We start from the raw sequence: 11,206 nt of genomic DNA on the forward strand, positions 1-11,206 counted from the left end.
TCCTCTCTCATACCTGACATTTTATCAGAATAAATTCAACATGACATTATCACAGAATAACAACACATCAAGCAACTCGGGTATTGACATATCAAAAGTAATCCTTTATAATCTATAATTGCGAAGCCGATAAAACTATAATACTGCGGGATTGTGTAACGGTAGCACCCATGACTCTGGATCATGTTGTCCAGGTTCGAATCCTGGTCCCGCAGCCATGGCCATATCGTCTAGGGGTTCAGGACGCCGCCCTCTCACGGCGGTAACGGGGGTTCGAATCCCCCTATGGCTACCAAAACCAAAGCTTTAATGTTTTTTTCTTTACATAAAATGCGAAAATGCTTTAGGGATGCCACCCTCCTGATAAAAAGGAGGGTTTTTTGTTATATATATCTAACTCCTCGTTTTTATTGCTTTTTTATCTTCAGCTCATAACTCCAAATCCATATTTTAAAAAATATTAGGATGCATAGCTCCTTTAGTTTAGGAACCATCGCATCCTAATGTGTACAAGTTTTATATCCAGTTTATACCAACACAAAGTCTATTTGCCTTTCAGCCATATTAACATGTTCAACTTTAACTTTTACCTTATCTCCTATGCGGAAAGTCCTGCCGGTTCTTTCGCCAACAAGGACCATTGTCTTTTCATTAAAATGATAGTAGTCATCTTCCATATTGCTTACATGCACCAAGCCTTCAACAGTGTTATCCAATTCAACAAATATGCCGAAAGAGGTAACGCCGGAAACAATAGCTTCGTAAGTTTCTCCAATTTTGGAAGCCATATACTCGGCTATTTTTAAATCGACAGTTTCCCGTTCGGCTTCTTCTGCAATCCGCTCCCGCTCAGAGGATATTTTGGCTACTTTTTCTACCATCTTGCTCAGCTTTTTCTCCTGTTTTTCGTCTATCTCGTTATTGAGCTGCTTGCGCAAAATCCTGTGGACTATAAGATCCGGATAGCGCCTTATAGGAGAAGTGAAATGTGTATAATAGAGAGACGCCAGGCCAAAATGTCCCGAATTCATTCCGCTGTAGCGAGCCTGTTTTAAAGACCGAAGCAACATGGTATTTACTAGCCGCTGTTCCGGTTTGCCTTTAGCCTTTTCCAGGATTTGTTGAAGGGATTTTGGTTTTAAATTTTGGGTACCTTTTAATGTGTAGCCCAAACCATATAAGAATTCTTTTAGGGAACGTATTTTTTCATCGTCAGGATCTTCATGAATCCTATATATCAGCGGGATTTTCAGCCAGAAAATATGCTCTGCCACCACTTCATTGGCCGCGATCATAAATTCCTCTATAATGCGGTTGCCAATTCTTCTCTCCTCTTTTACAACATCTACGGGATGGCCTTCCTCATCTAGAATTACCTTAGCTTCTTCAATGTCAAAATCCAGGCTCCCTCTTGCAAAACGCTTTTGAGTAAGTTTTTCGGCTAGCTCTCTCATGGCAGTTAAATCATCTAATAGATATTTAAAGCGATTAATCATCTCTTGATCCTTGTCTTCAAGGATTTTATTTACCTGAGTATACGTCATTCTCTCGCAGGTTTTTATGACACTCGGGGTTATTTTATAGCTTTTTATATTAGCTTCTTTGTCAAAATCTATAATAACGCTCATGGTTAAGCGATCTACTCTAGGATTCAAACTGCAGATGCCATTGGAAAGCTTCGGTGGAAGCATGGGAATTACCCTGTCAACCAAGTAGACGCTGCAACCCCTTTTTAGTGCTTCTATATCCAAAGGGCTTTTTTCTTTCACATAGTAGCTGACATCAGCAATGTGAACGCCCAGTCGGTATCCACCATCCGTAACTTCAATTGAGACTGCATCGTCTAAGTCCTTTGCATCTTCCCCATCTATAGTTATTATTTTCTGGTTCCTAAAGTCTTCCCTGTCTACTAAATCTTCATCAAGAACTTCATCAGGAATTTGCTGCACCTGTTTTTGGACTTTTTCCGGAAAGTCCAAAGGTAGGTCGTATTTTTTTATTATGCTCAATATGTCAATCCCGGGCTCCTCTGGATAACCCAGGATTTCTATAATTTCTCCAACGGGATTTCTGCGCTTTTGGGGCCATTCAATGATTTTAGCTACAACTTTCTGTCCGTTTTTGGCTCCGTTGGTTTTTTCTTTAGGCACATATAAGTCATAAAAGATTCTCTTATCATCGGGGACCACAAAGGAATACTGTTTCCCACGCTCCACAGTGCCCACGACAGTTTTGAGAGAGCGCTTAAGAATTCGAACAACTTCCCCTTCAGCTTTTGAACTGCCCTTTGCTGGCACTTTTGGCCTTACCAGCACCATGTCACCGTGCATAGCCCCGTTCATATCTTCTCTACTTACATATATATCATCCAGCTCAGGATTTTCCGGCAGTAAAAACCCATAGCCTCCAGGATGGCCCTCCAGTTGGCCGATTATCAAGTTCATTTTTTCGGGGACACCATATCTTCCCCGACGGTTCTTAACAATTAGCCCCTGTTTTTCCATAGAATTTAAGGTTTTTATGAGAAAGTCCTTTTCCCCTGGATCTATATTTAAGGCTGTAAGGAGTTCACCTTCTGTCATGGGTTTATAGGCCTGTTCCTTCATAAATTGCAATAAGTACTCACTAAATGACATATTTACCTCCGCATATAAACAAAATTTGTCCAGATGGTACGTCTATATTTTATCCAATACTTTCAAATATAACAACCTTTCCTTTTTCTAATATTTTTTATTTCTCGACAAATAATTTGCTATGCCATTTACAATAGCTACGGCTAACCTGTGTTTAAAAATCGGACTTCTCAGCCACCCTTCCTCTACTGGATTTGAAATAGTGCAAACTTTGATATTTGCATAAGGTATTTGCTTTATATAACGGCTTTGGGGTATCTGAGATAAATTTTCAGCTTCTTTTATCCCAAGACTTTGGAGTTTTAATTTTTTCTCTATCTCCATAAGAATCGCCTCACAAAGTATTTTGCCTTGTTTTCCAAAGTATATTCCTTTGGCCCCGTTTACTTCTTTATCTTTGTCCCAATTTGTATGCAGGCTTATAAACATCTCTGCTTCCAGTAAAACAGCTGTATTTACGCGCTCTTTAATGTTTAAAGCCAAGTCTTTTTCTCGGGTCATTATGGCATAAGCGCCATAGTTCATCAGCTCCTGTTTTAAAAATTTTGCTATATCCATCACTACATTCTTTTCCAATAAGTTTATATAGCCCCGATGGCCGAAATCTTTTCCCCCATGACCTGGATCGATTATAATAACTTTATTTTTGAGTAAATCTTGCAAAAAATACCTGTCAAATAAAATAATTAACCTTGCCGGAACTTGTCCCTCTAATTTCACTTCAAGAGTACAAGTATATTTGAGAGAGACAGAAATAACAGACCTTTGGCCTTTTTCCATCACCTCTACTGTATTTACCAATCCATCGAAGACGCATATTGTATCAGGTGCCATAATAAGAGGTTTGTTTAAAATAATTTCATATTTCCTTGCAGCAATTTTTTTTATGAAAAATTTTAAGGGCTTTATAGATTCAATTACAAGACAGGAGAACCGGGGGGTTGTTGTAATATAAACATTTGTAATACCAGGGCTCATGGTATTTTTCTCCTTTCAAAAATCTAATATCATCTTATTCAAACATTTTTTATCGGTACCTAAGTTTGACAGATTCTAAAATTCCAGTATTGACAATAAAAATTTAAGAGCGGGAGGTTTTTATCATGAGCCAAAATAATTCTAACTGGGCTCCTGTACCCATAAGAACACATTTAATTACGGAAAAAGATGATATTGTAGAGGTCGTACTGCGCTACACATCTTCTGTAGCTGAACCCGGAGATGTAATTGTCATCGCCGAAAGTCCAGTGGCAATTTCACAAGGCAGAGCATATCTTTCAAGTTCAGTAAAGAGCGGTCTATTGGCCCGCTTTTTATGCAAATTTCCAAACAAGGACGGCAGCCTTGCGACGCCACAAGCAATGCAGCTAGCCATAAATGAAGTAGGTGCATTTAGAATATTGCTTGGCGCTCTGGCTGCAGGTTTGGGAAAGGCTGTAGGCCGTTCCGGGGACTTTTACAGGGTTGCGGGAAGGGAACTTGCAAAAATCGATGACATTGCAGGCACTATGCCGCCTTTTGACAGATTCATTGTCTTGTGGCCAAAAAATCCAAAGAAAATAACTGATGAAATATATAAAAGGACAGGCATAACTACTGTTATTGCGGATATAAATGACATTAGATGCGTGGATATTTTAGCTATTTCCGGGATAGCTTCGGAAAAGGAAATAATAGAAATCCTAAAACAAAATCCTTTAGGCAATGATGACCAACAGACACCTATAGTTGTCCTTAAAAAAATAAATAAGGGTAGGTGAGATTAATGGAAAAGCAAAAATTTAAAATTGCTGCCATGATCTTTGCCATTATTATTTTGGGGCTGAGCTACAATATTTTTATTACCAAGTCAATACCCGTATTAAACTTCTTGAGCCAAGGTAAAATTGTGGTAATAGATCCCGGTCACGGAACTATAGACAAAGGTGCTGTCCATGAAGGAACCGGTGTTGCCGAAAGCCCAATAAATCTTGAAGTAGCCTTAAAACTTAAAAAATTATTAGAGGACGAAAATATCAAAGTTGTCCTAACTCGAGACAAAGACACCGTTGAAATGGACTCTAATCGCAAGGAACTTCAAAGGAGAATTGACCTGGCTGCCAAGTCAAAAGCTGACATTTTAATTAGCATTCATGCAAATAAATTTCCTGACCCACAGTATTTTGGAGCCCAGTGTTTTTACAATCCGCAAAAGCCAGAAAGCAAATTGCTGGCTTTGCTCATACAGGAAGAATTGAAAAAAATCGATCCTGAAAACATTAGAGAAGCCCTTCCTCAAGATTTGTTCATTTTAAGGGAAAGCCCTATGCCTTCTGTTTTAATTGAAATGGGTTTTTTATCAAACCCAAAAGACAGGGAAAGACTCCAAGACCCAGCTTTTCAAGAAAAAATAGCGGATAGCATTAAAAAAGGCATTAGCCGATATTTTTCCGGTGATGCTCCTACCAGGATTCCCGATTACAGCTAAACTAATTGAAAATATTGCACATTCGTGGTATTCTGTTCATATAATACATCGTAATATCATATGGAAAAGGGGTTTTAGTATGTTGCCGATGCCTACTAGATTCAACCTTGTAGCTGGAAGTTCCGAAGGTACTACACTTTTAAATGCCTTTGACGGAGCACTGCTTAAAGCTGGCGCAGGCAATTTAAACTTAGTCCGAGTCAGCAGTGTGTTACCACCAGGTGCAGTCTATGATGAACACCTTTCCATTCCACCCGGCAACTTAGTTCCAACGGCTTATGGCGCTATCGATAGCGATGAACCGGGAACTATTATTTCAGCAGCTGTAGGCGTGGGAATTCCCGATGATAACAGTTTCGGTATGATTATGGAGGTATCCGGCAGATTTTCGAAAAAAGTAGCTGAAGAAACTGTAAGGCAAATGGTAGTCGAAGCTTTTCAAATGCGTAACAAGACTCTGGCTGAAGTTAAAATCAAAGCGGTAGAACACAAAGTTATAAAAATCGGATGTGCATTTGCAGGTGTGTTGTTGTGGTATTAAACGAATATATAGCGAAAGAACCCGTTTAGGGTTCTTATTTGTTTTATAAAAAATTCCAGATTAAAGATCCGTTTGGTTACAAAAAATAAATTTAACTATTCATGAAAGGAAGTACTGTAGATGCGCCTGATCGAAACTGTCAAAGGTGAAATTATAAAAGGAGATGAAACTTATCCATATGAAGTTATAAACGACAAAGTTCGAATTCGATTGCCCTTTAGCATTGACTTTCACAAGTTATATGACCTGTTAAAAGAACAGGATTACTTTGTTGCAAATTCCCCGGAACTTGATTCACAAGGCTGGGGCAAAGATTATGATGCTGAAGGATATTATCCATATTGGGTTTATGTTGAAAATGATGATTACTATTTTGCATTTCCTCCGGAAGATTATAAGTTGGTTCACGAGCCGGGCGCTAAACCAAAACATGTGCCTATTCTTGGAAGCAAGGCTTTAGAGGAATTTTTTCGCTGGCTGCCCCTTTTAAAGCAAGCACGAGCTGTTGAAGGAGTTTTAAATTAAACTCCTTCAGCATGATCTTTTAGAATTTTCTCGAGATCTTCCATGCTAGTAGTAGGTGATTTGCAGGCATAGTCTCGACATACGTATAAAGTAGCTTTGCGGTCTACCTGTTTCATATCCTTAATAAAGGGAATGAGCTTTTCTAATTCTTCGCCCTGATGGCCATCTTCTTTTACAATTGTTATAGTATTTGGCATGTAGTATGACCTGATTTTATCAATAAAACCTTTTGTATCGCTTTCGTCTAGATTTCCCACAACTACTATTTCATTTGATGAATCAAAAGCAAGCATTAAAGCGGTTAGTAAAAACGCATGTGCCGAAGGGTGTGATGATACACTTTCGGCAAATGCTGAAAACAGCTGCCAAGCTTTATCGCTAAGTTCTACATCACCAGTAATTCGCGATAGCTTAATGAGATTTAAGGCTGCTACAGAGTTGCCCGATGGCATAGCCCCGTCATATATTTCTTTGGAACGTATTATTAGCTCTTCACTGTCTTTCCCATTAAAAAATAGGCCACCATTTTTGTCGTCCCAAAAAAGGTTTAGCATTTGCTCCGTTAACTCTAAGGCCTTCCTTAAATATTTAGCTTTGAAGGTGGTTTCATAAAGTTCTATTAAACCCCAGGTTAAAAATACATAGTCATCAAGATAAGCCGGAAAATCTGCATGGCTATCCCTGTATCTTGCTAATAGTCGCCCTTCTTTGTTTACCAGTTTAGAAAATATGAAATCAACTGCCCTCTCTGCAGCTTGACACAAAGTATCGTCGTTAAATACCCGGGCACCTTTGGCAAAAGCCGCAATCATGAGGCCGTTCCAGGAAGTGAGAATTTTATCATCTTTGTGGGGACGGATTCGCTTTTCTCTTACCGAAAAGAGCTTTTCACGGCAGCGAGCTATCCTGTCATTTTCTTCTATCTCCACACCGATTAGATTAGGTATGCTTTTACCCTCAAAATTGCCTTTTGAAGTTATGTCAAAGATATCGCAGAACCACTCTCCATCTTCAACACCTAATACCTCGATGATTCCTTCAGGTGTCCATACATAGAATTTACCTTCCTCCCCCTCCGAATCGGCATCTTCCGCACAGTAAAAACCTCCCTCAAGGGATGTCATGTCCCTGAGGATATATGTAAATATTTTAATAGCAATATCCTTGTAAATACTCTTTTGGGTAGCATGGTAAGCCTCTGTATAAGCGTAAGCAAGAAGGGCATTATCATAAAGCATTTTTTCAAAGTGTGGTACAAGCCACATCTCATCTGTAGAGTACCTATGAAATCCAAAACCTATGTGGTCAAAGATACCTCCCCTGGCCATGGACTCTAAAGTTCTTTCTGCCATTTGCAAAGCTTTGCTGCTTCCGGTTTTATACCAGTACCTGATCAAAAACAGAAGATTATGGGGCATGGGAAACTTCGGTGCCATGCCAAAACCGCCGTACTTTTCATCAAAGTTTACGTAAAACTCATCAAAAGCTTTATCTACAATAGACTCATCTAATTTACCAGGGAGTTGTTTGGCTTGGGCCTGCAAAATTCGCGTTACCTGATTAACAACGGTATGTATATGGCTTCTATCCTTTTCCCAAACCTCAATTAGCTGTTTTAGAATATCCACTAGCCCAGGTCGACCCCATTTGCTTTCTTTCGGAAAATATGTACCTGCAAAAAAAGGCTTTTTATCAGGGGTCATGACAACTGTGAGAGGCCACCCTCCCTGACCTGTCATAGCCTGACATGCACTCATATAAATCATGTCTATGTCAGGCCGTTCTTCCCTATCCACCTTAATTGACACAAAGTGTTTGTTTAAGAGCCGCGCCACTTCTTCATCCTCAAAGGATTCTCTCTCCATCACATGACACCAGTGACAGGTCGAGTATCCGATGGACAGAAAGATAGGTTTCTCTTCACCCTTCGCTTTTTCAAATGCTTCATCTCCCCACGGAAACCAATCTACCGGATTGTGAGCATGCTGCAAAAGATAAGGGGATTTTTCAGAAATCAATTTGTTCGTATATCTTTGTTTTGTATTCAAATTATCACATCCTTCTGTAACATTATTGTTAGTATATGAAGGTTTGAAATCAGTATGCAAAGTTAAAATAACATCTCTTGACAAACAGGTCTACAAGAAGTAGACTATAAATATAGCTAGGTCTACAAAATGTAAACCTTTTGAAAAGGAGATAGATAGAATGAAAACGTATAAACTTACCGAGATGGAAGGGAAACTCTCAGACCTGATTTGGGCTAACGAACCAATTCCTTCGGGAGAATTGGTGAAGCTATGTAAAAAGAGGTTTGACTGGAAAAAATCAACCACTTATACTATGTTAAAACGATTGGAGAACAAAGGCATTTTTCAAAATAGAAACGGCCTAGTATCTTCACTCATAAAAAAAGATGATTTTTACGCTAAGCAATGCAAGCAGTTTGTAAAAGAAAACTTTGAGGGTTCCTTGCCGAAGTTTTTAGCTGCCTTTACTAGAAATACAAAGCTATCTGATGATGAGATTTCAGCACTGCTGAAATTAATACATGAACACAAGGAGGGCTAGTTGTGGATAAATTGTTTTTACAAGTGCTGAAGATGAGCATTACATCTTCCTACGTTATTCTGTTTGTTATTGTCGCTAGGATATTTCTTAAAAAAGCACCTAAGTTTTTCTCCTATGCACTGTGGTTCATTGTACTATTTAGGCTAATAGCCCCTTTTTCATTTGAAAGCATATTTAGCCTCATACCTTTCAATACTCAAACAGTACCTACTAACGTTGTATACTCCCAAATTTCCAGGGAAATTAGGTCAACAGGTCAAGTGACAAACAACTCTTTGTCTGGACCTGTCGCCCACACTAATGGAAAGCCTATACAACTTTGGATTGAGCTAGGTGAAATTGTATGGCTGCTTGGTATGTTAGCGATACTTACATATAGTTTCTACAAAACTGTCGAGTTATATATCAAATTGCAAAATGCAGAACATGTTTCTAAGAATGTATATGAATTAACTGGATTAAAAACACCTTTCGTTTTTGGTATTACTAAACCTAAGATTTATCTTCCGGCAGGTCTTTCTAATCATGAGAAATCCTATATTATTAAGCATGAGCAAACTCATATTAAAAGACTCGACCATCTGGCAAAGCTCTTAGCATTCATAGTGTTTAGTATCCACTGGTTTAACCCTCTAGTTTGGCTTGCCTTTTTTCTTATGACCGAAGACATGGAGCTATCCTGTGATGAAAGTGTTATTAGAGAACTGGGAAGTGAGGTTAAAAAGGATTATTCCACTTCCCTTTTAATGATGTCCACAGGTAGAAGAATTATCGGTGCTAGTCCCCTTACTTTTGGAGAGAACAATGTTAGAAGACGAATCATAAACATCTTAAATTACAAAAAGCCGAGGTTTTGGGTTGTTGTTATAGCAACTATTGCAGTTTTAACTGTTGGGTTTGGGCTTATTACAAATCCTAGAACCGTTCCAAGTAATAGTAATGCAGAAAAAATTCAGAAGGCTGAAACCTGGGCAGAAGCTTTAAAAACCCGGGATGGAAAATCCCGTTACGCAATCATGTCTGAAAACATGAAAGAGCAGTTTGTTGCTGAGCAAAAAAAGCGTTCCGGTGAAGACTGGAATTATAATATTGGAGGTTCTAGCCCATGGGTTGTCGACTACGATATTGATATACATAGAGACACGGCAACTATCACTTACCATTTAGCTGACAGTGATGGGGTAAAATATGAGCGAACTGAGATAATTACTTTTGGCCGAGAAAACAACCGTCTAGTCATAATATCTGCTATAGAAAAAATTGCTGAATGGGACCGAGTAAATTATTTTGCGCCAAATGCTAAGAGGGCAATGGAAGTTTACGTCGAAGGCCTTCTCGAAAGTGATTATTTAAAACTACTTTCTCTCGCCCATGAAGCGCCCTTTGATCCGGCCGGCCAGGATATTTGGGATACGATAAAAATTATTGATGTAAAAGTAATCAGGGAAGATATTCGGGAAAATAAGGCTTGTTATGAGTTACAACTAGATATTGAAGATGGCGGAAATTCCGCTTTTGAAAAAGGCATCTCCACACGTTGGTTATGGCTTGTAAAGGGAGAACATGGTTGGTATGTGGAAGGCTTTATGACTGGCGGAGCTCCTGATGCCAGTTGGTGGAATTCCGAAAGCATCAAAAAATAATACTGATGTACACAAGATTAAACGCTAATCATGACCACTCGTAAACGGGTGGTCATGATTCTGCAAAGGATTCAGAAAAGGGCATATAAAATCCTTTGGGATGCTCGCAAACGTTGCAAACTTCAGGAGGTTCCTTGCCCACGTGAATATTGCCGCAAACTGTGCATATCCATGGACTTTCTTCATCTTTCTTGAAAATGGTTCCATTTTCTATTTCATCAGCAAGCCTTGCAAACCTGTCTGCATGGACTTTTTCTATATTTGCGATGCGCTCAAAAATCCTGGCTACTTCTGTAAAACCCTCTTCTTCTGCCACTTTTCCAAAGCTCCTATATACTTTTTCCCATTCCTCCAATTCATTGTGCTCTGCTGACCTTAGAGCCTGGGCGGTGCTATCATATAAATCAACAGGATAAGCTCCAGAAATGCTTATATTGTCCCCTGCAAAATCTTTAAGCAACTGATAGAAGACTTTTGCATGAGCCCTTTCCTGGTCTGCTGTATAATCGAATACAGACGCTACAACGTAATACCCCTCTTTTTTGGCTACAGACGCAGAAATATTGTATCGGTTTCTTGCCTGACTTTCGCCTGCAAAAGCCCTCATTAAATTTTCATATGTTTTACTTCCTCTTGTGACCATGCGCATCCTCCATTATCAAATATTTTATAAGTTCATTGCCATCATCTATAATATGACTATAAAAACATTAAAATATGCAATTTTTTCAAAATCTATTTAAAGAACGCCGAATCTGTTTCCCAAAGCTAAGGAATTTAATAATTCTACATAGCGTTAAAGTAGATAGTGTAAAATTTTATT

The 11,206-nt window shown here is 38.9% G+C and carries 10 protein-coding genes and 2 tRNA genes; 8 read left to right on the plus strand and 4 right to left on the minus strand.

All coding sequences use genetic code 11. The features are described 5' to 3' along the window. Positions 1–144: 144 nt before the first annotated feature. Together JT739_RS12530 and JT739_RS12535 are read left to right on the plus strand one after the other, a co-directional pair. A tRNA-Gln gene (locus JT739_RS12530) sits at positions 145–218 on the plus strand. Between the two features lies 1 nt (position 219). After that, positions 220–295: transfer RNA gene (locus tag JT739_RS12535), tRNA-Glu, on the plus strand. A gap of 232 nt (positions 296–527) precedes the next feature. On the opposite strand, the gene rnr is transcribed toward JT739_RS12535, so the two are convergent. Beyond that, positions 528–2,636: a ribonuclease R gene (gene rnr / locus JT739_RS12540; protein ID WP_237661459.1), complete on the minus strand. Its 2,109-nt coding sequence runs from the start codon at positions 2,634–2,636 to the stop codon at positions 528–530. Between the two features lie 87 nt (positions 2,637–2,723). Next, positions 2,724–3,614, minus strand: coding sequence for an N-acetylmuramoyl-L-alanine amidase (locus JT739_RS12545; RefSeq protein WP_237661460.1), 891 nt, complete (start codon positions 3,612–3,614; stop codon positions 2,724–2,726). Positions 3,615–3,739: 125 nt separating this feature from the next. Between JT739_RS12545 and JT739_RS12550 the strand changes: the two genes are divergently transcribed. From JT739_RS12550 to JT739_RS12565, 4 genes are all read left to right on the plus strand, one after another. Next, positions 3,740–4,396 (plus strand): coenzyme F420-0:L-glutamate ligase, encoded by a 657-nt coding sequence (locus JT739_RS12550; protein WP_237661461.1) that lies wholly within the window; start codon positions 3,740–3,742, stop codon positions 4,394–4,396. Positions 4,397–4,401: 5 nt separating this feature from the next. Then, a complete protein-coding gene (locus JT739_RS12555; protein WP_237661462.1) occupies positions 4,402–5,103 on the plus strand; it encodes an N-acetylmuramoyl-L-alanine amidase in 702 nt (233 codons plus the stop codon). 79 nt (positions 5,104–5,182) lie between these two features. Continuing rightward, positions 5,183–5,644, plus strand: a complete 462-nt coding sequence (locus JT739_RS12560; RefSeq protein ID WP_237661463.1) for a pyruvoyl-dependent arginine decarboxylase — start codon at positions 5,183–5,185, stop codon at positions 5,642–5,644. Positions 5,645–5,764: 120 nt separating this feature from the next. Then, positions 5,765–6,169 (plus strand): hypothetical protein, encoded by a 405-nt coding sequence (locus JT739_RS12565; RefSeq protein ID WP_237661464.1) that lies wholly within the window; start codon positions 5,765–5,767, stop codon positions 6,167–6,169. Here the strand turns inward: JT739_RS12565 and JT739_RS12570 are convergent. Next, entirely contained in the window at positions 6,166–8,217 is a 2,052-nt protein-coding gene (locus JT739_RS12570; RefSeq protein ID WP_237661465.1) for a thioredoxin domain-containing protein, read from the minus strand. The two genes, JT739_RS12565 and JT739_RS12570, sit on opposite strands and share 4 nt — an antisense overlap. 160 nt (positions 8,218–8,377) lie before the next feature. Between JT739_RS12570 and JT739_RS12575 the strand changes: the two genes are divergently transcribed. After that, positions 8,378–8,740, plus strand: coding sequence for a BlaI/MecI/CopY family transcriptional regulator (locus tag JT739_RS12575; RefSeq protein WP_237661466.1), 363 nt, complete (start codon positions 8,378–8,380; stop codon positions 8,738–8,740). 2 nt (positions 8,741–8,742) lie between these two features. Further along, the gene (locus JT739_RS12580) at positions 8,743–10,383 is read left to right on the plus strand and encodes a M56 family metallopeptidase (RefSeq protein ID WP_237661467.1); all 1,641 of its coding nucleotides are present in this window, start codon (positions 8,743–8,745) and stop codon (positions 10,381–10,383) included. A gap of 52 nt (positions 10,384–10,435) precedes the next feature. Here JT739_RS12580 and rbr read toward each other — a convergent pair whose 3' ends face one another. Further along, positions 10,436–11,026, minus strand: a complete 591-nt coding sequence (rbr, locus tag JT739_RS12585; protein WP_237661468.1) for a rubrerythrin — start codon at positions 11,024–11,026, stop codon at positions 10,436–10,438. Between the last annotated feature and the right edge of the window lie 180 nt (positions 11,027–11,206).

This window comes from Tepidanaerobacter sp. GT38 (assembly GCF_021991635.1).
Taxonomy (GTDB): domain Bacteria; phylum Bacillota; class Thermosediminibacteria; order Thermosediminibacterales; family Tepidanaerobacteraceae; genus DTU063.